The organism is Bacillus aquiflavi (assembly GCF_019915265.1).
GTDB lineage: Bacteria > Bacillota > Bacilli > Bacillales > Cytobacillaceae > Bacillus_BT > Bacillus_BT aquiflavi.
On the sequence record NZ_CP082780.1, the window covers coordinates 630571 to 654589 of the forward strand.

Below are 24019 nucleotides of genomic sequence, written 5' to 3' on the forward strand. Positions count from 1 at the left end.
AATGAACACTTTAGTAAACGTCATCGTCTTATATAGAGAGAATAGTGGAAGCGGGTCTGTACGGGAAAGAGAGGAAAGCATGGAGAAGCTCATTAAACAAGCAAAACGGGGAGATGAACATGCCTTTGCCAAGCTATTTCAGGAATATTATCCATTGTTAGTTAAATATTTACTGAAAATAACGATGAATCCTGATACTGCTGAGGAGTTATCACAGGAAACAATGGCGAAAGTAATTGAAAAAATTCACTTATTTAATGAAAAATCAAAGTTTTCTTCTTGGTTAATCTCAATTGCAACAAATTTATATATTGATTTAGTGAGGAAAAAAAGTCGAGAAAAGTCTTGGCAGCAAGGGGAACAAATATATCGTAAATTAAAATGGTATATGGAAAGTCAAAATGAAGAGTGGAGCGATGTTTTAACTGCTTTGGGGAAGCTATCCAGTGAATTTAGAATACCAATTATTTTAAAACATTACTATGGATATTCATATGATGAAATTGGAAAAATGATGAAAATACCGTCGGGAACGATTAAATCAAGGGTCCATAATGGGATCAATACAGTTAGAAAGGAGTTGAAATTAGATGGTGAGGCAGAAAATGACCCGAAAAATAAATGATAAGCAACATGAAACAGAAGTCATCAAAAAAATAAATGATAGTCTTTATTCAATTGATCATAAACTTCCCATCTATACTCCAGAACTACAATGGTTTGAACAAAAAGTAGCAGAGCATAAAAAGCGAATAAGGCAAAGTTTCATGAAAGATGTTTTTATTTTCGCGTTAGTTAGTTTATTTATTTTAAGCGCGACTATTTTCACTCTTTATCAAGTTCCTGTTTTTTTCCTTTTGTGTCAAGGAGTTTTTACTGCTGCTCTGACTGTATACTTTACTGTTAGGTTTATGAAACGAGTGAAAAAACATGAATAAAGAATTGCCGCCTGTAGTAATCGTTCTCGTTATCATCGTGTTGTTAGCACAGAGTCTCTATTTATTTTTTGATGCAAGGAAAAATGGTCATAATTATTGGCTTTGGGGAATTCTGGGATTAATCCAAGCACCAACACCTCTTCTAATATATTTTCTTTTTATAAGAAAAAAAAGAAACAATTTATAAAGTAGATCGTATATAAAAATAAACAATCTATATAAAGGGATGAAAATAATCATGCCGAAAAACATCACACAGATTTTATTAGTAGGAAGTATTGTTTTTCCGATAATTGGATTTATTATGTTATTTGTCCATTTTTTATTTTCTATTTTTCTGTTTTCCATTGCAGGCTTAATGTTATTTAGTGTGTTTATGTTACTTATTATAGATAGAATAAAAGAGAAAGAGGAGGATGATAAAAATGATTATAGTGACTACTGATCATGTACCGGGAAAAGAAGTTGTTGAATTAAAAGGTTTTGTAAAGGGAAGTACAGTGCAATCAAAACATATTGGTAAAGATATTTTAGCGGGGTTAAGAACGATTGTTGGCGGAGAAATTACCGAGTATTCCGAAATGATGAATGAAGCGAGACAAAAGGCGATTGCAAGAATGGTTGAGGATGCACAACAAAAAGGAGCCAATGCCATTATTGCTGTTCGTCTCCAAACATCAGCAATTATGCAAAATGTATCTGAGATTATTGCATATGGTACAGCTGTAATTGTCGAATAGTATAATTATCTAATTTTTGGATTTTGATCATTTGCTATTCATTGTTAAAAAATATTTCACGTTTTTGCCGTAAAATAGTGACAAATATCACAAATATGAATGTCCCTTTTATGATAATTTTACATTAGGATTGTCTAGGGAGGGGCTATCATGGCAGAATTTTCAGTTACATTAGCAATCGCAAGTATAATGGTCCTAGTTTATTTTATTGGCTATACGATTGTTAAAGAATCTTAAAACTGCTTGAAATGCAGTTCTTTTACAATTTTTTAAGTATGAGAAAAATAAGATCGAGTAAAATAAGTGAAAGAGAGGTACCGTTTGCTAAATAGGCAAGCGGTATTATTTTTAAGCTTAATTATAATAAGTAAAAATTTAGGAGGCTAGATGTTGAAGGAGCAATTTCGGATTGAGAAGGATTCATTAGGAGAGGTTCGTGTTCCATTAAATAAATATGGGGGGGCGCAAACGGAACGAAGCAAACAAAATTTCAAAATTGGCACTGAAAAAATGCCAATGGAAGTTATTTATGCATATGCACAAATTAAAAAGGCAGCTGCTTTAGTTAATAATAAGTTAGGTAAATTATCCGAAGAAAAGAAAGCTACAATTTGTCAAGCGTGTAATGAAATTTTGGCTCGAAAATTTGATGATCAATTTCCTCTCGCTGTTTGGCAAACAGGGAGTGGAACACAAACAAATATGAACGTGAATGAAGTGGTAGCAAGACGAGCAAATGAATTGTTATTGCAATCTGGCTCTGATGAAAAAATTCATCCGAACGATGATGTAAATATGTCACAAAGCTCAAATGATACATTTCCAACAGCAATGCACGTGGCCGCATTTAAGGAAGTAACTGACCGCTTGCTACCAGCATTAGATAAACTAAGTGAAACATTAAAAACGAAAGAGAACGCTTTTTCGGAAATGATTAAAATTGGTCGTACTCACTTACAAGATGCAACGCCGTTAACTTTAGGTCAAGAAATTAGCGGTTGGCGTGCAATGCTTGAAAAAGATAAAGAAATGATAAAAAGTGCAAGCACATTTTTATTGGACTTAGCGATCGGTGGCACAGCAGTAGGAACAGGTATTAATGCTGATCGCCAGTTTGGAACGAACGTGGCAGAAAAATTAGCAGCCGAGATGGGCTTTCCATTCCGCTCTTCAGCAAACAAATTTCAATCATTAACTAGTCATAACGAAATTGTTTATTTACATGGAGCTTTAAAAGCTCTAGCTGCTGATTTAATGAAAATTGCCAATGATGTTCGCTGGCTAGCAAGTGGACCGAGAAGCGGAATTGGTGAAATATCGATTCCAGCTAATGAACCAGGAAGCTCAATTATGCCGGGGAAAGTAAATCCGACCCAAAGTGAAGCATTAACAATGATTGTGTGTCAAGTATTTGGAAATGATGCTACAATCGGGGTTGCAGCTAGTCAAGGTAACTTTGAATTAAACGTTTTTAAACCGGTTATTATTTACAACTTACTTCAATCTATTCGGCTTTTAGCTGATGGGATGAACTCCTTTAATGAAAAGTGCGCCGTAGGAATTGAAGTGAATAAAGAAGTTGTTGCTTCTTTACTTAATCGATCATTAATGCTTGTAACAGCGTTAAACCCTTATATTGGTTATGAAAAAGCTGCAGAAATTGCAAAGCTTGCTTTTAAAGAAAATTTAACATTAAAAGAAGCAGCACTTAAAACAGGTTATTTATCTAGTGAACAGTATGATAAATGGGTAGATCCTCAAAAGATGGTATGAATGATCAGGGGCTGTTACATATAAGGTAACAGCCTCTTTAGACTGTTGACGAACGTTCGCATTCTTCGTTATTTGCACTTCGTTGTAAGTTCATGAACGATTTGTTCCATTTGCTTCCGCCTCGTGCAACGCGCCACGACTGGCAAACGTTCAACTAGTCTAAGAAAATCGTTTTAAATATTGACTTTGTCTACATGTTTAAGGGCTGTCACAAATAAGGTGACAGCCCTAAATCCATTTTATTCAATTTTAAAGTAACTTATTGCTGAAATCCACCTAATTGTTGCTCAGCCATTTGAACAAGACGCTTCGTAATTTCTCCTCCAACAGATCCATTAGCACGTGAAGTAGTTTCTGCACCTAATTGTACTCCAAATTCAGTAGCGATTTCATACTTCATTTGCTCAAGTGCTTGTTCTGCTCCAGAAACAAGCAGTTGATTTGAGGAATTGCTTCTAGATGTTTGATTGTTCACTATTTTCCATCTCCTCATGTATTATTTATTGGTTGGGTTAGCCGGAGTTGCACCGGCACGCAAATACTGTTGTATCTGCTACCATAGCTCGGTTTAACCCAATAATGCTGATAATAACTGTTTACTTGTTATTATGGGAATTTTACTTGAATATATGTTAGCAAGTTCTTCCTCTTACAACATCACATACATCCAAAAAATCAACATAAACTACAGTTGTACATTTTGATATGAAGAAAGGTATGAAATAAGAAATGGGTGTTTGTGAAGTTTGTAATGGACTAAAAAAAACAACTGTATTATGTCCGAAATGTGGAAAGCGTATGAATGACAAAGGGCGAATAGCGGATTTTTACGATGATTACAGTCCATATATGGAAATTGATCAATTAAAGATGGAAGACGGTTTTCCGACTTCATTTTCAAATGAGACATGCCCACATTTATATCATTGTTCTTCTTGCAGCATCGATAAAATGTATTTGCATAAAGAATAAAGAGAAGCTGACTGTAAAAAAGTCAGCTTAGACTGTTACGAATTTATGAACTTCTGTTTTATCCGATTTTGCCTCGTTGAGTGCTCCTTTAGTAGTCTAACGGAACTGCATTCTAAAAATTACTTCCTAAATTAGTTAATTCGCACTTTTGTTTCTTTATTAAAAAAGTGGGCTTTATTCATATTAAATGCGGAGTGAATTTCATCTCCTTGATTTAGATGAGAATCATTTGTACGCACAACAAAACTTTGTCCGTTAATGTCTGAATATAGGATTGTTTCCGCACCGGTAAGTTCGGCAACATCAATTTTGGCGATCATTGTTGTATCCGATAATGCATTGGAAAGTGTTTCTGTATTGTGAATATCTTCAGGACGGATCCCTAAAATAAGCTCCTTACCATCATAGTTTTGTTCACGAAGGATCTTCACTTTTTCTTCAGGAACAGCAATCGAGAATGGACCCATCTTAAAATGGCTGTTTTCTATTTTTCCTTTAAAAAAGTTCATTGCCGGTGAACCGATAAAACTGCCAACAAAAATATTATTAGGCTTTTCATACACTTCTTTTGGCGTTCCAATCTGTTGAATGATTCCATCTTTCATGACAACTAAACGGGTTGCCATTGTCATTGCTTCTGTTTGATCATGTGTGACATAAATTGTAGTTGTTTGCAAACGTTGATGAAGTTTGATAATTTCAGCCCGCATTTGAACACGAAGCTTTGCATCCAAATTTGAAAGAGGTTCATCCATTAAAAACACTTTGGCATCACGAACAATTGCACGTCCTAACGCTACTCGTTGACGTTGGCCTCCAGATAAGGATTTTGGTTTGCGGCTTAAATAAGGCTCTAAACCGAGAATTTTTGCTGCATCATTTACACGGCGTTTAATTTCCGCCTTTGGCAACTTGCGTAATTTTAATCCAAAAGCCATGTTATCATATACGCTCATATGCGGATAAAGTGCATATTTTTGAAAAACCATTGCGATATCTCGATCTTTAGGAGCAACGTCATTTACGCGTTTACCATCGAGGTAAAAGTCGCCTTTCGTAATTTCTTCAAGTCCGGCAATCATTCTTAAAGTTGTTGACTTACCACAACCGGAAGGTCCAACTAAAACAATAAATTCTTTATCTTTAATATGGAGATTGAAGTCACTTACAGCCGTGACATCATGATTGTAAATTTTATATACATGATGAAGCTTTAGTTCAGGCATTTAATTATCCCTCCTCTATAAAGTGTATAGAATAAGGATAAGTTTCCATATAGGCAAAACGCACAAAGGTTAAGTGGTGAAAAGATATATAATATGTGAAAACTGCCTCACTTCTCAACTAACGGATAAAGTATAGCAGCTAAAAAAATTGCTATCGCATCATGAAAATCTTCGAAAGTAATGCCTGTTTTTTTTGTGAATTTTTCAAGTCGATATTGCAGTGTATTCCGATGAATATATAATTTTTTTGCGGTTAATGAAGCATTAAAATAGTTTTCAATATATGTTTTAACAGTATGGAGCAGTTCATCTTTACTAGATAAAATATCATTATATTCATAAATGAGCATGCGTTGCAGCTCCTGTGGAATGCTTATTAGCAGCAATGTTGGCAATATTCGTTCGAACGTGAGCACCCTTTCTGTTTGCAAAAATTTCATCCCAGTTTTAAAAAAGTGATTCTCAATTTTAAAATGAGTACGAAACGTGTTATTGATATCGCGGAATTTCCCAATATACATTTTTATATTGATATAAAAATCGCTTGTAAGAGTGTCTATTATCGATATAAGTTCCTCTTTACTTACAGTTTGGGATCCCATTTTTTCCAAAATAATCCCTGTATGTTCATTTTCCCATATGATGATAATTTCCTCAGGAAAAAATCCTTGAAATGCGTTTTCAAAGTCGTATCTCTCGTTCTCGTTCATTTTGCATGTAAAATAAATGGCGCGATACTGTTTTTTATTTTTTAACTGAGGAAGATCTCCTTTTGAAAAAAGAAATTCATACCATACCTTTGCTTTAATAGAACGATTAAAATCGAACGATTTGTATGGAAATAAAGCTTTTAGTAAATTTAATTCACTATCCGATAAATCTTGAATTGGAATTCCAATCCATTGATCTGTTAATGGATCTTGCAACCAATGGAAATGTTGGGATTTTGTCGTCGAGGGATGCTTTTTTTGAATCGCTTTTGGATAAAATGATTGTAATTTACTAATCATGCTTACCACTCCAATATTTGTATTTTTAACAGTATAAGATTGTATATAAAGTAAATTTTTAAAATAAATTTCTTTTTTTATACAAATTAAAAAACGCTTGTAGTCGATGCAAAAGCCTATAGAACAGTCGTTTATAAGCTTACAACGAAGAAATCTTTAACAGTATTATAACAGTGAGTATTAAAAAAATGGTATGTGGTAATCAACAAAAAGTGTTATAATGCCATACAATAGAGGTAATGAATAACGAGGTGTAGAAAATGGAATATTCACAAGAGATTAAAAATCGTCTAAAACGGCTTGAAGGTCAAATTAGAGGTGTTATACGGATGATGGAAGAAGACAAGCATTGTAAAGATGTTGTTACACAGCTTTCAGCAGTCCGTTCTGCTGTTGATCGCGCGATCGGCATTATTGTTGCAAAAAACTTAGAAACATGTATTCGTGATGCGAATGAGAAGGGCACGAACGCAGAGGAGGCCATTCAAGAAGCTGTTAATATGATTGTTAAAAGCAGGTAGAGTAACATTTCGCTAACAATTAGGTCATTTCAGTGGAGGAGAAGAAAACTCCACTGAAATGTTGCGATTTATTTTAGTTCATGAGGGGGCTCTTCTTCATAAAAGTCACGTGCTTCTTCAATGTTTGTTGAATCATAACGCATATGAACAGAGCCGCCTGACATTCCTTCATTAATCATTCGATCTATATCCAGATAAGCTTTATCTCGGCCTTCGTGAGCAGTATCTTCGCAAAAAGTGCAATTCTCTTTTTCCTTCATAGTTTTCCTCCTCTATCAATTAGTTTACACCAATATTTTGCCGCTGAAAGGATTATCTCATACAAAAGAGGAGCAGAAAAAATGATGAACTACTTTACGAATTTACTTATCATATACATGGAAAAGCATTAATTCATGAATTTGCTCGTTTTTTTTATTTATCTCGGGAGGAATAGAAGAAGTCCATTCAATCGATCCATTTTGGTGATAAATGGCTGTATATTTTTCTCGTTTATAATAAAATGAAATTCGCCATCCTGGCATTTGTTTATTTTCATATAGTGATTGTAATTGGAAATGTGTCAGCATTTCAAGTCTCCCCTCTGTTTTACCATTAAAAAAATAGGCTCGTCCATCGGCTAAACAATCATGCCGTAAAAACTCCCAATGAAAGAGCGAGATAGGGAGCTAACGGCACAAAACGTTTACCCTTATCTTATTTTAAAGGAAAGTTCGTCATTTGAAAAAATAATTGACAAAGCTTTTCAACTCTTTTTTCTTCAATTTCTAATTCATCGAAGCTCATTGGCTTTGAGTTAATTTCATAAATCACATACTGATCATCGTTCGTTATACCGACATCAATAGAGAATTCGCCAAAAAAGCCAAGCTCTTTCGATAAACATTCTCCACAACGTTTCGCCAACATTGTAAGGTTTTGATCATGCTTTTGATTCTGGATGATATTGTAAGGTAACAGTCGGCCTCCATTAGGAATATGAGTTGTAAGTTCTTGCTTTTGTGATTGGCGAATTCCAATACCAGTAATGTCATATTGATTTAAGTTTGCGTGGACTAATAAACGTAAATCAAATCGGTGTCCTTCAATCGTTTTTGTCTTAATTTCCTCTTGAGCAATATACTTTTTCTTTAATAATTGATCCTTCATTTCAGACCAAAAGGCTGAAAAATCAGGAAAATGATGTTGATGTCCGATTTTTTCCAAAAGAATTTTTTTATTGTCGGGCATTGTTAAGCGATAAATTCCTTTTCCTTTTCCCGAGCATGCTGGTTTTAAATATAAACGTACATGCTTTTGTAAAAATATGTTCAGTTGCTTTGCTGTGTCGATTAAAATTGTTTCTGGTAAATATGATTTTAATATTGAATGTTGTTTTAATAAAGTATAACATTCATATTTATCAATAAAGCACGGATTAAATAATGGAATTCCTTTATTTTTGAAAGTACGAATTGTTTGTTCAAATTGGCGTGTTTTTTCAAATGCACGGGATGGGATACGATTATAAACTAAATCTGGAAATGGAGCTGTCACTGTTTGCCATTTTTTGTGTTTTGGAATATATATAAATCCAATGATATGATCAGCATTTATTCCGTCTGGAGTAAAGACGAAGGAAGCCGCCTTTTTTTTTGTCAGAGACAGTTGCAACGCTTTAAAGAGCGGAATGTTACCTTTAATAAATCCATTCTTTTTACGATTAGTTAAAATCCCTATTAATGGTCCAAGATGATTTTTACCTATTCTAAAAGGAAAGGAAAAGATAGATTGTTTTTTTTCGTTACGATAAAATAAAAGCGGTTTATTTAATCCGCCAAACGTAAAATCATGATTTTTTTCTGAATGAAACCAAAGTTTGTTCGTACGGTCGTAATGGACGATCATTTAAAAACTTCCTCTGGTTTTTTAATCGCCTTTTCTGATAAAAAAACTGCAAAAGCGAGAGACAATTTTCTTGTTAAAAGCTCAAATCTGTTTAAATGGGGATGAGCAAAAATTGATCTTCCAGGTTTAGAGTTTGCTTCAAAAAGCCAAATATCCCCATTTTTATCGATTCCTAAATCAAAGCCAATTTCTCCGATAATTCCATCTACTTGATTTTCAAGGGCTTTGCTTAATAAAAGTGCTGTATTTGTTAATTTTTCTTCATATTGTTTGCGAACTTCATCATCAGGAAAAACCTCTCTCAACGTCTTAATTTCTCCGCCATTTTTTACATGTGTTGTGGGGCTGCCAGGACCTGCTATTTTGGCAGCGATGGCGGTCACTTTCCAATCCCCTTGATCATCCTTATTCGTATGGATGCGAAAGTCAACAAGTCGCTTATTGACTCTTATTAAATGGATTCCTTGCTGAATGAGCATTTTTTCAAGTTTTCGATTTGTAAAAATATGATGAATCAGTTTTTCTAACGTTGGAAATTTTTTTAATTTATTTTCTCCATACTTGTCGCGATAACGACAATAATACACATTTTCATGTTTGTCATGTAAAATTTGATGAACCCCTAGCCCAAGACTGCCGTTCATCGGTTTGATATATATATGTCCATATTGAAATAACATATTTTCAATGTGTGAAAATGAAGAAAATGAGTGTGTTTCGGGCAAGAAGCTTTTCACTTCTCCAACATTTAGCAACATGTTATGAATATCTAATTTATTAAAAAATCCCGGGTTATACCATGGAATTAAGTACTCATCTTGTAGCTTTTGTTTTATTTTTCGTTGAATTGTTTTATTTTCTGATCTTCTATTAGGTAAGCGATCATAAATGACGTTTGGAAACGGAATCTCTCTTGTTTCCCAAACTTGATTCTCGTAAAAATATCCTTTTATTAACCCTTTCTCCCAATCGATGTGCTGCTCCCCAAAAACAAATGGAAGAGCTCCAACTGCTTTTTTTAAAGAAAGAAGCTTTCCGATAAAATGTGAACGATCTCCTATTGGCCGTATTTTAATCGGGGTAAAGCCAGATGTAAAGATTCCTATAAGCGGACCAATGAAAAGAGTTTGATCATGCACAAATAAATGAAGCGGTATGTTAAAATTAGGGAAAAATAGTTTATTGCGAATATCTTCGCTTATGACAATCGTATTTTTTCCTTTTGGATGAGCGAAACATTTTGCTTGTACAGAGCTTGTTCCGAAAGAAATTTTTTCAATTGGCTCATTCGGCTTAAAATCAGCTGGATAATAAATAATCCCTTCCATAGAGTCAGTAATATGAACTGGATAACGTTTTCTCATTCGATTATTTCCTCTCTTTCCTTTTTTATTCGTGTCATTACATTCAAGCCGTGAACTAGTGGGGCTGAATAAAGTGTCTCTTTAATAAGTGGATTTGTTTGCAAGGCAACTTTTCTGCCAGGTTTGGAGTTAATATCTAATATCCAAATTGCTCCGTCTTTCGCTACTCCAATATCCATCCCTAGTTCAAATAGCTGAGGAAATTCTTTTTCCAATATGATCGGGAGTTTAGATAAAATTTCATTTATTTCCGTACAAATAAAATGTTTAAAAGGGGGATTTTTGTTTTTTATCCATGTTTCAAAGGAAATAACTTTTGCGCCAGCGCTTAAGTTTGATAATAATCCGTTCTCTTTGCCTACCCGTACTCCCCGGCCTCGCTCCGTCCATTGTCCGTTTTTGTCCTTCTGTAACAGGACACGAATGTCAAAAGGACGCAGCAATTCATCAGAAAGTTTGAAATATGGTTGAACCAAGTATTGTCGCTGTTTTAGTAGTTTGTTTAATAAAATCATCTTTTTTTCTTTATTTAGAGAAAAACGCGATACGAGTTGTTGTTTTTCTGTTTTTACAACGATGCCATCGTCATATTTTTCTAATAGATAAAGTCCGTGCCCACTTGATCCATTGATCGGTTTGATAATGATTTTTTTCTGTTTTTCGAGGTAGTCGATAACGTTTTCAGCATGTAATATAGGTTCTGCTGGTGGAATGTAAGGTTTTATTTCTTGATATTTTCTTAACGTTTCATATTGTTTTAGTTTGTTTGGAAGACCATAACCGATAAATACTAAATCTGGGCGCTTTTTTAACCACGATACGATTGGTTTGCATTTTTTTGAGTGATCATCCTCACTGTAAAAGCAGCGATCATACAATATATGAGGGATGTCAAACTCACTTTCTTCCCACATATTTTTAGTATGGTTATACCTTTCACCGTTAACTTTCAAAGTAAGCGGATGTATTTTTGATGGTACGAATCGGAAGCAGTCTATTTTATAATTCCAGGCGTGCTTTGCTACTTCTGTAAAATAGCTGTCTTCACTTTTAAAATTTAACGTAACAAAGCCAAAAGTTAGCATGAATTTTCACTTCCCCCATTCGATAATGCTAATACTTTTGCATAATTGATGATTCCTTTTGCAGACGGTCGAATGTTTGCTTTATGATTTGGATATTTTTTCGACGGTTTTGAGTTTATTTCAATCATCCATAACCCTCCATTAATATCAACACCAATATCTATCCCAAGCTCTCCGATCACTCCTTCATGTTGATTACTCATAACAGAAGCCGCCTCTATTGCCAGCTCCTTCATATGAGAAAAAATTTGCAATGCTTTATGGAAATGAAAGTGTGTTAATAATACTGAAAAAGGCTTTACAATTTCTCCGCCTTGAGAAATATTTGAAACAAATTGATGATTAGCAGAAAGTCTAGCTACGATAGAGGTAACAGTCCATGTATGCATGTTTCGTTTTTGACAAAGGAGACGGAAGTCCAACGGTCTATTATTTGCAGTTATTAAATAGATACCTTGTTGAACAATGTATGCTTGCTTTTTTAATTGTGAAGTAAAATATTGATAAAAATGTTCAATGTCTTTAAAGCTTTGCTCGTTTTCTTCCACGCTAGTTGTTGATAATTGCACAGCTAAATTGTTTCCTTTTTTTTTAATGCGAACAATGTCTTTACCTTGACTTCCATGTAATGGTTTAATAAATAAAAGATCATAACACGTTATCTTTTTTGTGAAATTTCCTTTAGTTAAAATATTTGTTTCAGGTAAAAAACGGTGTAGTTTTTTCTCAATCATTAATTGTTTGTGTACTTCCCATTTTGAAAGAAATTTATAGTTAAAAAATGGAATATTGTAATTTTTTAATTGAGCTTGAAATGAACAAAACATTTTGCTTAGTTCCCGTCTGCGGGAATGAATGCGGTTATAAACAACGTTTGGAATTGGCAGACAGCTGTTATGCCATTTCTCGTTTTCATAAAAGTAACCGTTTAAAGTTCTATTTGTTATGTTTTGGAGCGAGCATACATAAAAAAAACAATTTAATTTACTGGCATATTTGTGAAGCTCATAACAAAAATCATGTACAGTGTAAAAATGAACTTGATCCAATTCTTCATTTATTTCTGTTAACAAAGTAATAATAGGTCCGAAATAAACCGTTTTTTCGGCAGCGATAAACTTGGCACCTAAACAAATTGTTCTAGCTGGAAGAAAAAGCTTAGCTAATAAATTGTTCGGAATTTCGATCATATTTTCTTCACTTTCAAAAGAAGCAACCGAGACACGGACAGAGGCTTTTTCGACAATGAGATGAAGTAAATCATTTTCGGACAGCTTCCACTTATGAAATAACGCTGTACTTAATCGGATAAAATATGAATGATCATGAAATACTTCACATGGATGAATCGTAATAGATAAAAAAGAGGCTGTCATTGTGTCATTCCTCATTTTCAATTCTTTTTTCCTTTTTTGCTGAAAAATTAGGCGAAAGCTGATAATGTATCGTATGTAACGTAAACAGTTGTTGTGATTTTAAAACGTGATTGAAAGGTAGATGCAGATGAAAATAGCTTTAACTGTCTTATTTATGGTGATCATTGGAGCATTAATAGGTGGTATTACAAACTCACTCGCAATAAAAATGCTTTTTCGTCCTTATAAGCCAATTTATATTGGAAAGAAGAGACTTCCATTCACACCAGGGCTTATTCCAAAGCGAAGAGAAGAGTTAGCTCAACAGCTTGGAAGAATGGTTGTCGATCATCTTCTTACACCAGAAAGTATTAAAAAGAAATTTATGCATGAAAGTTTTCAGCAAGATATGTGCAAAATTGTGCAAACTGAAACAGAACGTATATTTAATTCATCATTGATCGTTCATCAATTGTTTGCAAAGTTTGGAATCAACGATATCAATGGACAAGCAAACAAGCAGATAAAGCAGTTCATTGAAAAAGAGTATGAAAACTTTATGAAAACACAACGTGATCTCCCCCTAAAAACCGTTTTACCAGAAGAGCTTCTTGAAAAAATAGACAGAAACATCGAAAGGGTTTCACAGCAAATTATTCATAAAGGCGTTGACTATTTTTTAAGTGATGAAGGCAAATGGCGAATCGAGAAAATGATTGATGATTTTATTCGAGAGCGTGCAGGTAAGCTCGGGGGAATGCTGCAAATGTTTGTCAGCAATATGAGTATAGCTGACAAAGTTCAGCCTGAGATTATTAAGTTTTTAAAAAATGATGGAACTGAAGAATTACTCATTTCATTATTATCTAAAGAATGGGATAAATTGATTGAAAATAAAGTAGAAGAAATTGAAGAGCGCGTTGGAAAAGACCGGATGATCAGTTTATTACATAATTTTTCCGATAAAGTCATAAAAGTTGACGATTTTCTTAATAGACCGCTTGCTAACGTACTTGCTCCGTACAAAAATGTTATTATACATAAAATAGTTCCTCAATTTGTTCGTTTTCTAGGGGACTGGCTTGAGGAAAGTATTGAACGGGTTATGAAAAAGCTTCATTTAGCAGACATTGTTCGCGAGCAGGTGGAATCCTTTTCCATTGAGCGTCTTGAGGAAATGGTTTTATTAATTTCACGAAGGGAATTTAAAATGATTACATATTTAGGAGCTCTTTTAGGAGGAATGATCGGTTTTATTCAAGGAATGATTGTTTTGCTCTTTTAAAAATTTCAATTGACATATTTCCATTCATTTCATAGTTTGTTATAGTTAGAAGGAATTTTTCAATTTAATATGGAGGGGTTATGATGGCGGGAAACTTATACGATGCGGCTTATAATTTGGAAAAGGCGATTCGTCATAGTGAAGAATTGGAGCGGCTAAGAAAATTATATGCTAAAGTAAATAGTGATGACTCTACACGAAGAATGTTCGAAAACTTCCGTAATTCTCAAATGCGTTTGCAAGAAAAACAAATGGCGGGTCAAGAAATTACTGAAGCAGAAGTTCAACAAATTCAAAATACGATCGAAGTTATTCGGCATAATAAGTCGATTTCACAATTGATTGAAGCTGAGCAAAGAATGAGTTTGATTATTACAGAATTAAATAAGATCATTATGAAGCCTTTAGAAGAATTATATGGAGTTCCTAATGAAAATAACCATGTCTAAACATTGTTGTTTCAGGCTTAACGTGTGAGACTGCAGTCTCACACGGCTTTTTTATTAGATTGGATAAGAAAAGGGATGAAAGCTCGTTTTCTTATCGTCCATCATATTGTGATTGAACAAGAAATTCTCCTTAAAAAAATGAACCAATTGAGCAAGCATCGTTCTATAAATCTCCGTTCTTTCATAAGAGTAGTATAAAGAACACTTACATCAAGAAGAAGGGGGAACACGAATGATTTTTCGCTTGCTAGCTTTAAATGTTGACGGTACGCTTCTTACACAAAATGGTCGTATTCATAAATCGACAAAAGAAGCGGTTGAATATGTTCAACAAAAAGGTGTTCTTGTAACTATCGTTACTTCACGAAGTTATTCGTCTGTACGAAAATTGGCAAAAACCCTCAACTTAACCGGACCAATTATTACTCATCGTGGTGCATTCATTTCTTCAGTATTAGATAAACCTATATTTGTAAAACGGATTGGCGAAGAAATTACACTTGAACTTGTACGTTTTTTTGAAGGATTTCAATGCCAAATAAGGTTAATCCATGAAAAATTTACACTAGCCAATAAGTTTAAGCATGAAAAAAATTTTATCGGTAAAACAGTCATCTCACCTCACGATTATATGTATTACAATCAACAATATGTTGATTCCATAAGTGAAACGTTAATAGATGATCCCGTCAATCCACTTCATTTAGAAGTTAAGTTTGAACATCATCAAGATCTTAAAGATGCGCAAATTGCTATTTCGGGAATGTTTTCTGAAGTAGATACGGTACGGGTAAAAACAACTGATTTAACTTTGGAAATTGTCTCCTCTCATGTGTCAAAATTATCGGGTTTAATATATTTAGGAGAACATTTGGAAATTCTTCCGAAAGAGATGGTTGTCATTGGAGATGGAGTTGATGATATTCCGATGATTAAAACTGCTGGGCTTGGCGTTGCAATGGGCAATGCTTCTTTCCCAGTTAAAAAAGCAGCTGACTGGGTAACTCGCTCAAATCAAGAACAAGGAGTTGCCTACATGGTAAAAGAGCATTTTCGTAAACAACATCCAATTGACTTTTTACGTAAGATGAATATTCTTAAATAATTTACCTACAAGGGGACAATAAAAGTCTCCTTAATTTTTATGTTTTTTTATAACCATGCAATCACTTATTCGAGTTATGTTATTTTGTCTCATGCTCTCATCTTAAGTTTAGCGATTATATTGACGTTATTTTAGCAATTCTGTACACTTAAGAAAGCTTACATTCGAAAGGTGATTGCTTTGCAAATTCAAATAAATGGTTTATCAGATGTTCGTTTTCATCGGTCAATCCAATTAATTACAAATTTATTTTTTGAACAATGTCAAGTTTCGTTTTCTCCGATAGATGGAAAACAAATTGTCATTGAACTGCAAATGAAAACGTTGAACAACATGCTCATCGTTTACGGACAATTAACAGATTTACAAGGAAAAAATCACTTTGCTTCAATTGAAAAGACCTTGCGCGATTCAAATTCTGAAAAGGAACATTTTAAACAAATAAAAAATGCTGTATTACATGTATATTTAACATTGCTACAAGATTCTACAGGAATAATACAGAAATGGGGGATCTTAACAGGTGTGCGGCCGACTAAACTTTTACATCAGAAAATTCAAGCTGGGATTAATATACAAAAGGCACACCATCAATTACAAGAAGAGTATTTAATTTCCGACGAAAAACTTCAACTAATGGAGCGGATTTTACAACGGCAACATACAATTGTGCCTGACCTGTACAAATTGCGTAATGAAGTAAGTATTTACATCGGTATTCCATTTTGCCCGACTAAATGTGCGTACTGCACCTTTCCAGCATATGCAATCAATGGACGTCAAGGTTCAGTTAACTCTTTTTTAGGCGGACTTCATTATGAAATGGAAAAAGTGGGTGAATGGCTGAAGGAAAAGGGTATTCGCATGACGACTGTTTATTTTGGCGGTGGCACTCCGACTAGTATTACGGCTGAAGAAATGGATAGGCTTTATGAAAAAATGTACCATTCATTCCCATATGTTAACGAGATTCGTGAAATTACTGTCGAAGCAGGAAGACCAGATACAATTACAACTGAAAAAATTGCAGTTTTAAAAAAATGGAACATTCATCGGATTAGTATTAATCCCCAATCGTATATTCAAGATACATTAAAGGCGATTGGTCGTCACCATACTGTTGAAGAAACGATTGATAATTTTCACCTCGCTCGTAAGATGGGGATGAATAATATTAATATGGATCTTATTATCGGACTTCCAGGAGAAGGCATAAATGAATTTGCTTATACGTTAGCTGAAACAAAAAAATTAATGCCGGAGTCTTTGACGGTTCATACACTTTCATTTAAGAGAGCATCAGAAATGACGAAAAATAAAGACAAATACAAAGTAGCGTCTCGTGAAGAAGTAAAAGAAATGATGGCTATGGCAGAACTGTGGACAAAAGATAATGGCTATGTACCTTATTATTTATATCGTCAAAAAAATATTCTTGGAAATTTAGAAAATGTCGGTTATTCCCTGCCGGGTCAAGAAAGTATTTATAATATTATGATTATGGAAGAGCTACAAACAATTATTGGGCTTGGATGTGGTGCTTCAAGTAAATTTATCCATCCGCAAACAGGAGAAATTACGCAACTCGCTAATCCGAAAGATCCAAAGTCTTATTATGAAAGTTATAAAACATATACAGAGAAAAAAATAACAATATTAAATCAATTATTTCGTAAAGAAAATACTCTTGCCAACTAACAGGAGTATTTTTAAAAATAAATTTTTGAATATTCAGAATATATGGAGGTTTTATTGAAATATAAAGCGAATCATTATGTAGAGAAAAAAATAAATTTTTATTTAGGAGTGATAAAATATGATGCAAACTCCATTGACGATGACTCAAATGATAACAAGAGCTGAAAAATATTTTGCAAAAAAACACGTCGTTTCGAGAACTTCAAGCGGTATTCACAGATTTACATATAAGGAAATTGCAAAGCGAACCCGCAGGCTTGCCCACAGCCTTGAAAAGCTAGGAATTAAAAAAGGGGATCGTGTAGGAACTCTTGCTTGGAATCATCATCGTCATTTAGAGGCATATTTCGCCATTCCTTGCAGTGGTGCAGTTCTTCATACAATTAATATTCGTTTATCGCCTCAGCATATTGCATTTATCATTCATCATGCAGAAGATCAAGTGTTATTAATTGATGCTGATTTAATCCCGTTAATAGAAAATTGTCAATCTCAATTATCAACAGTTAAAGCTTATATCATTATGACAGATGATGATAAGCTCCCTGAAACGTCCTTAACACCTGTATATCATTATGAAAGATTGCTAGAAGAAGCAAGTGAAGAGTATGAATTCTGCGAAGATATAGATGAAAACGATCCGGCAGGAATGTGTTATACATCCGCCACTACTGGTAATCCAAAAGGGGTTGTATATTCACATCGAGGAATTGTGTTGCACAGTATGGCGTTAGGGCTGGCAGATAGCACTGCTCTAAGTGAAAAAGACATTGCTATGCCAGTTGTGCCGATGTTTCATGTAAATGCGTGGGGCTTACCGTTTGCAGCTACTTGGTTTGGAACGACACTTGTTTTGCCGGGACCTTATTTTACACCGAAGATTTTAGCACAATTAATAGAAAGTGAGCGAGTAACCGTAACTGCTGGAGTTCCAACAATTTGGCTTGGTCTTTTAAAAGAATTAGAAAAAAAGTCTTATAATATGTCAAGTCTTCGTGGGATTTTATGTGGTGGAGCGGCAGCACCAAAAGGAATGATTAAGGCGTTTGAAAAAAAACATAACATTCCATTTATGCATGCTTACGGTATGACAGAAACAAGTCCTCTTGCCGTTATTTCAACATTAAAAAGTTATCAAGAGGAACAATCTGAGGAAGAAAGTTTTGATTTAAAAGCAAAGCAAGGAATTTTAGTCCCATGTTTAGAAATGAAAGTGATTGGAAAGAACGGAGAAGTTCAATGGAATGGAATAGAAATGGGGGAGCTGGCAATCCGAGGCCCTTGGATTGCTTCTGAATATTTTAAAGATGAATGTACTAATAAAGCATTCCGGGACGGTTGGCTTTATACCGGAGATGTCGTCACTGTTGATGAAGAAGGTTTTCTGAAAATAGTTGATCGAACGAAAGATTTGATCAAAAGTGGAGGTGAATGGATTTCGTCTGTCGATATAGAAAATGTACTTATGGCTTATGAAACCGTCTTTGAGGCAGCAGTTGTCGCTGTTCCACATGAAAAATGGCAAGAACGTCCAGTCGCCTGTGTTGTTTTAAAAGATGAATTTAAAGGAAAAGTTACAAAAGAAGAGCTTTACGAATTTTTAAGTCCGCAATTTGCAAAGTGGTGGCTTCCTGATGACATTATTTTTATGGACGAAATCCCCAAAACGTCTGTGGGTAAATTTTTAAAACGAACTTTACGTGATGAATTACAAAGCTATCTACAAAAAAACTAGACTAACGTTCTTTTTGATCATACGAAACGAAGGAGCATAAGACAACCATACTATAAAAAGGGAACGCATATAAGGCGTTCCCGATTGTTGATCAATGTAGTCTTTCGGAAATCAGATACTACAATAAGACAACGGATGATAAAGTTTCATAATCTAAAAATAGTGCCAACTATAGAATAAAGAATAATCGTAGAAAATAAGATCGTTATATGGTTGAGTGAAAAAATAAACATCGCTTTCGCCCATTTTTGAGGCGTCATTTTGTTATAGCCGACAATACTTAAAATAAGCCATCCTACACTTAACACAAGTGAGACTGAGACAATGCCGATACTTAAAGAAGCAAAGAGATAGCTTACAGCAATTAAAGCGAGTAAATACAGGTTTGTTTGTATATAGGTTCGTTTAAAACCTTTCACTACTGGAAGCATTGGAACTTTTGCTGCCTTATATTCATCGTGGTTACGAATAGCAATCGCATAAAAATGAGGCATTTGCCAAAAGACCGTAACTGCAAAAAGTCCGATAGCACCTGGATTAAGCAAATCCGAAGAAATAGCTGCCCATCCTATAAGCGGTGGCATGGCTCCGGAAATACTTCCAATCTCAGTATTGTAAATCGTTCGACGTTTGGACCACATTGTATATGGAACTACATAGAAAAATAAGCCGAACAAACCAAAGAGTGCAGCAAGGGGTGTTGCAAAAGCGAGGGCTGCTATTCCGAGTAAAGCCATAGAGATACCGAGTAGAAGTCCAGATTTTAGCTGCATTGCACCCGTTACAGTAGGTCGATTTTTTGTTCGGTTCATAATCGAGTCAATGTCGCGATCATACAAGTTATTAAAAGTACCTGCAGCACCTAATACAAAAGTCGAACCGAGGATGGAAAATATAATTTCTGGAACTTTTTCAAGCGGGCTAATATGATTCGTATATAATGCCAATGTTAATCCGGCAAGCATAGCAATTAAATTCGATTTAATAATTCCTGTCTTCATTGTTTCAGCCAAAACTTTTGCCAAAGTTTGTCTTGGCCTTGTTAGAGAGGCTTGTTGAACATTCTTTTTTATCTTTACATCACTCCGCATTGTTCCTCTCCTTTCTTTACGATTGTTACTTAATATATTTATTATGTTAGCACTTACAAAAATGTAAAACATCATTCTGTTAAGCTTCTAATTTATCTTTTGTTAATGCAAAATTTCCAACTCAAATCTTATAGACTTTTATTCATCCGCATTTGATAAAATTAGTATTTTTAACATTTGATCATACCGTTATTTTTTAAAAGCAGTCTATTTAACATAATACCATGGATCGCTATAATGATACAACTAGAAACACCAGGCAGATTGTTTAGCTCTTATTGCAATGAAGAAGCAAAAAGCATTTTGTATTCTGAAAAATGATGGCGAAAACTGAAGAGGTTTTAAAGTTTTCATTACTTTTGATTGTTTTCTAACATTCAAACACGTAAAACTATAAAGATGAAATATTTATAATCATTTGAAAAATCTATTCATACTGTGCTTTAATCAATATAATAGTATTTAAATTTATAAAGGAGGCGTTTCATTTTGAGTACAAGATTTGTGACAAATACGGTGAATGTTTCTGTAAATAACCGGATAGCAACAGTTGAAATGAATAGACCTGAAGCATTAAATGCCTTAAATGTAGAGATGTTGAAAGATTTATCTTTTTGTTTAAAAGAAATTAGTACTTCTGATGAAATTGATATTGTTGTGTTAACAGGAAAGGGACGGGCTTTTTCAGCAGGTGGAGATATTAAATCAATGTTAACGATGGCAGATGAAACTAATTTTTATCCGATCATGGACAGCATTAATGAGTTAGTCATTAATCTGTATACATTGCCAAAGCTTACAATTAGTGCTATTTCAGGAGCTGCAGCAGGGCTTGGTTTAAGTTTGGCACTTGCAACTGATTACACGTTGAGTGATCAATCTGCTAAAATTGCGATGAACTTTATCGGAATTGGATTAATACCGGATGGTGGCGCTCATTTCTTCTTAGAAAAACGTCTTGGCGAGAATCGTGCAAAACAATTAATTTGGGAAGGAAAACCGTTAAGTTCATTAGAGGCTTTGGAGATAGGTCTTGTTCATGAGGTAGCAGCAGAAAATATTCAGACTGCACTTGAAAAGAAAGTTGCAAATTGGTTGAAGCAACCTATAAAGGCGATGCTGAAAACAAAGGAAATATATACACAATTAAACCGTTCACATTTAGTGAAGGTACTTGAGCTAGAGAAGCAAGGACAATATGAAGTCAGACAGACAAAAGATCACGCTGAAGGAATTAAGGCATTTATTGAAAAGCGCCAACCTCATTTTGTTGGTAAATAAATTTTATGGGAACAGCAAAGAAGTCTTTCTTTGCTGTTATTCTGTTTGTAGAGAAAAAATATATTTCTATTATGAGTGAAAGAGGATGAGTTTTCCCGTTGGAGATGTACAGCGGTGTGTTTTTTCCAACAAAGCTTTTTCTGCTAGCATTTGTTCAGCCTTTTTTTTTGCTTCATCATCGTTTAATGCTTCAAAAGCTTCATCTAATAGTTTCTCACCATCAGCTTCAAAAGCAGTCAGCTTGTATATTTTTTTCATATAAATTCCTCCATTTCATTAAAAGCTTACTTAAATATCTATTATTCTTGCATAATTTTAAAAATTGTGCAAAATCTTTGCCTAATATTTTAATCAGTACAGCTAAAAAGTTTTTTTCGTAAAATCTATTTATTTTGAAAATTGGCTATTGTAAATCAAATTGAATGATGGCATAATGTTTTTTAAATTGGATTATATTTCAGAAAAATAAGTTAACTTATTTAAGGAGGCTATATGAAAAAAAAAAAAAAACCAATCTTACAAATTAAAAATTTAAAAACCTCTTTTTTTACTGATGATGGAGAAATTCCCGCGGTTGATCATATTAGTTTTGATGTTTACCCAGGAGAAATTGTTGGAATTGTTGGAGAGTCTGGCTGTGGGAAAAGTGTTACATCACTTTCTATTATGGGACTAGTTCCAAGTCCGCCGGGGAAAATAGTTTCTGGTGAAATTTTATTGAACGACGAAAATATTGTACAAGCTACAGAGAAGCGAATGAGGCAAATAAGAGGAAATGAACTAGCAATGATTTTTCAAGAGCCAATGACCTCACTTAACCCGCTTTTTACAATTGAAAATCAATTAATCGAAGCAATCCGTATACATAAAAAAGGTTCCAAAAAAGCTTCATACAATCGTGCAGTTGAGATGTTAAAACTGGTTGGTTTGCCAAGGGTTGATGAATTAATGAAGTCATATCCCCATCAACTTTCCGGTGGAATGAGACAGAGGGTTATGATCGCGATGGCAATGATCTGTAATCCGAAAATACTAATTGCAGACGAACCAACAACAGCGTTAGATGTTACCATTCAAGCGCAAATTCTTCAATTGATGAAAGATCTTAATGAAAAGCTCCATACTGCTGTTTTGTTAATCACACATGATTTAGGTGTCGTTTCTGAAGTATGCAGACGAGTAATTGTAATGTATTCAGGAAAGATCGTTGAAGAAGGAGATATTCAGACGATTTTTACCGATCCAAAACATCCATATACTAAAGGTTTACTTTTATCCGTTCCAGATATGAGAAAGAAAAAGAACCGTCTCTACTCCATTCCGGGAAATGTCCCAAAACCAGGCTCTATTAAACAAGGATGCCGATTTTACGGTCGATGCGAAAGCAGGATGGAACGTTGTTTATTAGAAGATCCTCCTTACGTAATAGTTGAGGAAGGACACAATGTTCGCTGCTGGTTATATGAGGAAGGGGGACGAAGCGAAAATGAGCAGTCCATTACTACAAGTATCGAATCTTAAAAAGCATTTTCCGATAAAGGGAGGTGTTTTCGGCAAGCAATTTGGAACTGTGCGAGCCGTTGATGGTTTAACTTTTACAGTTTACAAAGGTGAAACACTTGGTTTAGTCGGAGAGTCAGGATGTGGAAAATCTACAACGGGAAAATTACTTTTACGATTGCACGAACCAACCGCGGGAGAAATTCTTTTTGAGAACGAAAATATTTTAACGTTTTCACAGGAGAAGATGCGAAAAGTGCGGCGGCAAATGCAAATGGTTTTTCAAGATCCGTATGCATCGTTAAATCCGCGTCATAATGTTGAAAAAATTTTGGAAGAGCCATTAATTGTCCATGGAATCGGTACAAAAGAGGAAAGAAAAAAACGTGTTAAACATATGTTAGAAGTAGTAGGTTTAAGCAGTTATCATGCGAAACGCTATCCTCATCAGTTCAGCGGTGGTCAGCGCCAGCGGATTGGAATAGCCCGCGCTCTTATGACTCATCCAAAATTAATTATTGCAGATGAGCCTGTTTCAGCATTAGATGTATCGATCCAATCTCAAGTATTGAATTTATTGCAAGATTTACAGAAAGAATATGATCTTACTTACATTTTTATTGCCCATGATCTTAGCGTTGTGCGCCATATTAGCGATCGGGTCGGTGTAATGTATCTCGGTCATATCGTTGAGGTTGCAGAGAGCGAAGCTGTTTATAAAAATCCGTTGCACCCTTATACAAAAGCACTTTTATCAGCTGTGCCTATACCGGATCCAACTTATCAAAAAGAAAGGGTTGTGTTAAAAGGAGATTTGCCAAGCCCTTCAAATCCGCCGCGAGGATGCGCATTTCATACTAGATGCAGTGAGTGTATGGACATATGCAAGGAGGAAAAACCACAATTACAACAATTAGAACATGGTCATTATGTGGCTTATCATCTTTATATGGAGTAATGACAGGTCATAATGAATAAATAAATTGACGAATAGGGGGAAAGAA

At 34.5% G+C, this 24019-nt stretch carries 26 protein-coding genes; 15 read left to right on the forward strand and 11 right to left on the reverse strand.

Annotation, left to right across the window (positions count from 1 at the left end; genetic code table 11):
* Positions 1 to 79 precede the first annotated feature (79 nt).
* The 5 genes from sigY to fumC all read left to right on the forward strand — a co-directional run bounded on the left by sigY (position 80) and on the right by fumC (position 3451).
* Complete coding sequence (gene sigY, locus K6959_RS03245; protein ID WP_163239146.1) at positions 80 to 625, forward strand: RNA polymerase sigma factor SigY; 546 nt, start codon at positions 80 to 82, stop codon at positions 623 to 625.
* Positions 606 to 938 carry a YxlC family protein gene (locus K6959_RS03250; RefSeq protein ID WP_223087613.1) on the forward strand — a complete coding sequence of 111 codons (333 nt, stop codon included), beginning with the start codon at positions 606 to 608 and terminating at the stop codon, positions 936 to 938. Before sigY ends, K6959_RS03250 begins: the two co-directional genes overlap by 20 nt.
* 238 nt (positions 939 to 1176) lie before the next feature.
* Entirely contained in the window at positions 1177 to 1383 is a 207-nt protein-coding gene (locus K6959_RS03255) for a hypothetical protein (protein ID WP_163238944.1), read from the forward strand.
* Complete coding sequence (locus K6959_RS03260; RefSeq protein ID WP_163238946.1) at positions 1364 to 1678, forward strand: YbjQ family protein; 315 nt, start codon at positions 1364 to 1366, stop codon at positions 1676 to 1678. The genes K6959_RS03255 and K6959_RS03260 overlap by 20 nt, the downstream gene beginning before the upstream one ends.
* A gap of 390 nt (positions 1679 to 2068) precedes the next feature.
* The gene (fumC, locus tag K6959_RS03265; RefSeq protein ID WP_262421879.1) at positions 2069 to 3451 is read left to right on the forward strand and encodes a class II fumarate hydratase; all 1383 of its coding nucleotides are present in this window, start codon (positions 2069 to 2071) and stop codon (positions 3449 to 3451) included.
* 259 nt (positions 3452 to 3710) lie between these two features.
* On the opposite strand, the gene K6959_RS03270 is transcribed toward fumC, so the two are convergent.
* Complete coding sequence (locus K6959_RS03270; protein WP_163238949.1) at positions 3711 to 3944, reverse strand: alpha/beta-type small acid-soluble spore protein; 234 nt, start codon at positions 3942 to 3944, stop codon at positions 3711 to 3713.
* A 305-nt stretch (positions 3945 to 4249) separates the two neighbouring features.
* Here K6959_RS03270 and K6959_RS03275 point away from each other — a divergent pair, with 305 nt between their 5' ends.
* Entirely contained in the window at positions 4250 to 4423 is a 174-nt protein-coding gene (locus tag K6959_RS03275; protein ID WP_246234435.1) for a hypothetical protein, read from the forward strand.
* 131 nt (positions 4424 to 4554) lie between these two features.
* Here K6959_RS03275 and K6959_RS03280 read toward each other — a convergent pair whose 3' ends face one another.
* The gene (locus K6959_RS03280) at positions 4555 to 5649 is read right to left on the reverse strand and encodes an ABC transporter ATP-binding protein (RefSeq protein WP_223087616.1); all 1095 of its coding nucleotides are present in this window, start codon (positions 5647 to 5649) and stop codon (positions 4555 to 4557) included.
* 107 nt (positions 5650 to 5756) lie between these two features.
* On the reverse strand, positions 5757 to 6659 hold the full coding sequence (locus K6959_RS19525; RefSeq protein ID WP_223087618.1) for a PucR family transcriptional regulator: 903 nt from the start codon (positions 6657 to 6659) through the stop codon (positions 5757 to 5759).
* A gap of 260 nt (positions 6660 to 6919) precedes the next feature.
* Between K6959_RS19525 and K6959_RS03290 the strand changes: the two genes are divergently transcribed.
* Positions 6920 to 7180, forward strand: coding sequence for a metal-sensitive transcriptional regulator (locus K6959_RS03290; protein WP_163238957.1), 261 nt, complete (start codon positions 6920 to 6922; stop codon positions 7178 to 7180).
* A 68-nt stretch (positions 7181 to 7248) separates the two neighbouring features.
* On the opposite strand, the gene K6959_RS03295 is transcribed toward K6959_RS03290, so the two are convergent.
* The 6 genes from K6959_RS03295 to K6959_RS03320 all read right to left on the reverse strand — a co-directional run bounded on the left by K6959_RS03295 (position 7249) and on the right by K6959_RS03320 (position 12892).
* Positions 7249 to 7440: a hypothetical protein gene (locus tag K6959_RS03295; RefSeq protein WP_163238959.1), complete on the reverse strand. Its 192-nt coding sequence runs from the start codon at positions 7438 to 7440 to the stop codon at positions 7249 to 7251.
* Positions 7441 to 7542: 102 nt separating this feature from the next.
* Positions 7543 to 7749 carry a YheE family protein gene (locus K6959_RS03300; protein ID WP_223087620.1) on the reverse strand — a complete coding sequence of 69 codons (207 nt, stop codon included), beginning with the start codon at positions 7747 to 7749 and terminating at the stop codon, positions 7543 to 7545.
* 127 nt (positions 7750 to 7876) lie between these two features.
* Positions 7877 to 9067 (reverse strand): YheC/YheD family endospore coat-associated protein, encoded by a 1191-nt coding sequence (locus tag K6959_RS03305; RefSeq protein WP_218943866.1) that lies wholly within the window; start codon positions 9065 to 9067, stop codon positions 7877 to 7879.
* Positions 9064 to 10431 carry a YheC/YheD family endospore coat-associated protein gene (locus K6959_RS03310; RefSeq protein ID WP_163238963.1) on the reverse strand — a complete coding sequence of 456 codons (1368 nt, stop codon included), beginning with the start codon at positions 10429 to 10431 and terminating at the stop codon, positions 9064 to 9066. Before K6959_RS03310 ends, K6959_RS03305 begins: the two co-directional genes overlap by 4 nt.
* A complete protein-coding gene (locus tag K6959_RS03315; protein WP_262421880.1) occupies positions 10428 to 11516 on the reverse strand; it encodes a YheC/YheD family endospore coat-associated protein in 1089 nt (362 codons plus the stop codon). The genes K6959_RS03310 and K6959_RS03315 overlap by 4 nt, the downstream gene beginning before the upstream one ends.
* A complete protein-coding gene (locus tag K6959_RS03320) occupies positions 11510 to 12892 on the reverse strand; it encodes a YheC/YheD family endospore coat-associated protein (RefSeq protein ID WP_223087622.1) in 1383 nt (460 codons plus the stop codon). The genes K6959_RS03315 and K6959_RS03320 overlap by 7 nt, the downstream gene beginning before the upstream one ends.
* A 127-nt stretch (positions 12893 to 13019) precedes the next feature.
* On the opposite strand from K6959_RS03320, the gene K6959_RS03325 reads away from it, so the two are divergent.
* The 5 genes from K6959_RS03325 (at position 13020) to K6959_RS03345 (ending at position 19143) form a co-directional block, all read left to right on the forward strand.
* Positions 13020 to 14156 (forward strand): DUF445 domain-containing protein, encoded by a 1137-nt coding sequence (locus K6959_RS03325; RefSeq protein WP_163238965.1) that lies wholly within the window; start codon positions 13020 to 13022, stop codon positions 14154 to 14156.
* Between the two features lie 83 nt (positions 14157 to 14239).
* On the forward strand, positions 14240 to 14605 hold the full coding sequence (locus tag K6959_RS03330; RefSeq protein ID WP_223087624.1) for a YlbF/YmcA family competence regulator: 366 nt from the start codon (positions 14240 to 14242) through the stop codon (positions 14603 to 14605).
* Positions 14606 to 14837: 232 nt separating this feature from the next.
* Positions 14838 to 15710 (forward strand): Cof-type HAD-IIB family hydrolase, encoded by an 873-nt coding sequence (locus tag K6959_RS03335; protein WP_223087626.1) that lies wholly within the window; start codon positions 14838 to 14840, stop codon positions 15708 to 15710.
* Positions 15711 to 15890: 180 nt separating this feature from the next.
* A complete protein-coding gene (locus K6959_RS03340; RefSeq protein WP_223087627.1) occupies positions 15891 to 17408 on the forward strand; it encodes a coproporphyrinogen III oxidase in 1518 nt (505 codons plus the stop codon).
* A gap of 118 nt (positions 17409 to 17526) precedes the next feature.
* On the forward strand, positions 17527 to 19143 hold the full coding sequence (locus tag K6959_RS03345) for a long-chain fatty acid--CoA ligase (RefSeq protein ID WP_223087629.1): 1617 nt from the start codon (positions 17527 to 17529) through the stop codon (positions 19141 to 19143).
* 146 nt (positions 19144 to 19289) lie between these two features.
* On the opposite strand, the gene cyoE is transcribed toward K6959_RS03345, so the two are convergent.
* Complete coding sequence (gene cyoE, locus K6959_RS03350) at positions 19290 to 20234, reverse strand: heme o synthase (RefSeq protein ID WP_163238970.1); 945 nt, start codon at positions 20232 to 20234, stop codon at positions 19290 to 19292.
* 489 nt (positions 20235 to 20723) lie between these two features.
* Between cyoE and K6959_RS03355 the strand changes: the two genes are divergently transcribed.
* Positions 20724 to 21515, forward strand: coding sequence for an enoyl-CoA hydratase (locus tag K6959_RS03355; protein ID WP_163238971.1), 792 nt, complete (start codon positions 20724 to 20726; stop codon positions 21513 to 21515).
* Between the two features lie 69 nt (positions 21516 to 21584).
* On the opposite strand, the gene K6959_RS03360 is transcribed toward K6959_RS03355, so the two are convergent.
* On the reverse strand, positions 21585 to 21773 hold the full coding sequence (locus K6959_RS03360) for a YhzD family protein (protein WP_223087630.1): 189 nt from the start codon (positions 21771 to 21773) through the stop codon (positions 21585 to 21587).
* Between the two features lie 234 nt (positions 21774 to 22007).
* On the opposite strand from K6959_RS03360, the gene K6959_RS03365 reads away from it, so the two are divergent.
* Positions 22008 to 23036, forward strand: a complete 1029-nt coding sequence (locus tag K6959_RS03365; RefSeq protein ID WP_223087632.1) for an ABC transporter ATP-binding protein — start codon at positions 22008 to 22010, stop codon at positions 23034 to 23036.
* The gene (locus K6959_RS03370) at positions 23002 to 23973 is read left to right on the forward strand and encodes an ABC transporter ATP-binding protein (RefSeq protein WP_223087633.1); all 972 of its coding nucleotides are present in this window, start codon (positions 23002 to 23004) and stop codon (positions 23971 to 23973) included. Before K6959_RS03365 ends, K6959_RS03370 begins: the two co-directional genes overlap by 35 nt.
* Positions 23974 to 24019: the final 46 nt, after the last annotated feature.

What these genes read in the sequence shown, in the direction of transcription:
- sigY (WP_163239146.1), top strand. Translation starts at nt 80, where the DNA reads ATGGAGAAGCTCATTAAACAAGCAAAACGGGGAGATGAACATGCCTTT.
- K6959_RS03250 (WP_223087613.1), top strand. Translation starts at nt 606, where the DNA reads ATGACCCGAAAAATAAATGATAAGCAACATGAAACAGAAGTCATCAAA.
- K6959_RS03255 (WP_163238944.1), top strand. Translation starts at nt 1,177, where the DNA reads ATGCCGAAAAACATCACACAGATTTTATTAGTAGGAAGTATTGTTTTT.
- K6959_RS03260 (WP_163238946.1), top strand. Translation starts at nt 1,364, where the DNA reads ATGATTATAGTGACTACTGATCATGTACCGGGAAAAGAAGTTGTTGAA.
- K6959_RS03270 (WP_163238949.1), bottom strand. Translation starts at nt 3,944, where the DNA reads ATGAGGAGATGGAAAATAGTGAACAATCAAACATCTAGAAGCAATTCC.
- K6959_RS03275 (WP_246234435.1), top strand. Translation starts at nt 4,250, where the DNA reads ATGAATGACAAAGGGCGAATAGCGGATTTTTACGATGATTACAGTCCA.
- K6959_RS03280 (WP_223087616.1), bottom strand. Translation starts at nt 5,649, where the DNA reads ATGCCTGAACTAAAGCTTCATCATGTATATAAAATTTACAATCATGAT.
- K6959_RS19525 (WP_223087618.1), bottom strand. Translation starts at nt 6,659, where the DNA reads ATGATTAGTAAATTACAATCATTTTATCCAAAAGCGATTCAAAAAAAG.
- K6959_RS03290 (WP_163238957.1), top strand. Translation starts at nt 6,920, where the DNA reads ATGGAATATTCACAAGAGATTAAAAATCGTCTAAAACGGCTTGAAGGT.
- K6959_RS03295 (WP_163238959.1), bottom strand. Translation starts at nt 7,440, where the DNA reads ATGAAGGAAAAAGAGAATTGCACTTTTTGCGAAGATACTGCTCACGAA.
- K6959_RS03300 (WP_223087620.1), bottom strand. Translation starts at nt 7,749, where the DNA reads ATGCTGACACATTTCCAATTACAATCACTATATGAAAATAAACAAATG.
- K6959_RS03305 (WP_218943866.1), bottom strand. Translation starts at nt 9,067, where the DNA reads ATGATCGTCCATTACGACCGTACGAACAAACTTTGGTTTCATTCAGAA.
- K6959_RS03310 (WP_163238963.1), bottom strand. Translation starts at nt 10,431, where the DNA reads ATGAGAAAACGTTATCCAGTTCATATTACTGACTCTATGGAAGGGATT.
- K6959_RS03315 (WP_262421880.1), bottom strand. Translation starts at nt 11,516, where the DNA reads ATGCTAACTTTTGGCTTTGTTACGTTAAATTTTAAAAGTGAAGACAGC.
- K6959_RS03320 (WP_223087622.1), bottom strand. Translation starts at nt 12,892, where the DNA reads ATGACAGCCTCTTTTTTATCTATTACGATTCATCCATGTGAAGTATTT.
- K6959_RS03325 (WP_163238965.1), top strand. Translation starts at nt 13,020, where the DNA reads ATGAAAATAGCTTTAACTGTCTTATTTATGGTGATCATTGGAGCATTA.
- K6959_RS03330 (WP_223087624.1), top strand. Translation starts at nt 14,240, where the DNA reads ATGGCGGGAAACTTATACGATGCGGCTTATAATTTGGAAAAGGCGATT.
- K6959_RS03335 (WP_223087626.1), top strand. Translation starts at nt 14,838, where the DNA reads ATGATTTTTCGCTTGCTAGCTTTAAATGTTGACGGTACGCTTCTTACA.
- K6959_RS03345 (WP_223087629.1), top strand. Translation starts at nt 17,527, where the DNA reads ATGATGCAAACTCCATTGACGATGACTCAAATGATAACAAGAGCTGAA.
- cyoE (WP_163238970.1), bottom strand. Translation starts at nt 20,234, where the DNA reads ATGCGGAGTGATGTAAAGATAAAAAAGAATGTTCAACAAGCCTCTCTA.
- K6959_RS03360 (WP_223087630.1), bottom strand. Translation starts at nt 21,773, where the DNA reads ATGAAAAAAATATACAAGCTGACTGCTTTTGAAGCTGATGGTGAGAAA.
- K6959_RS03365 (WP_223087632.1), top strand. Translation starts at nt 22,008, where the DNA reads ATGAAAAAAAAAAAAAAACCAATCTTACAAATTAAAAATTTAAAAACC.
- K6959_RS03370 (WP_223087633.1), top strand. Translation starts at nt 23,002, where the DNA reads ATGAGCAGTCCATTACTACAAGTATCGAATCTTAAAAAGCATTTTCCG.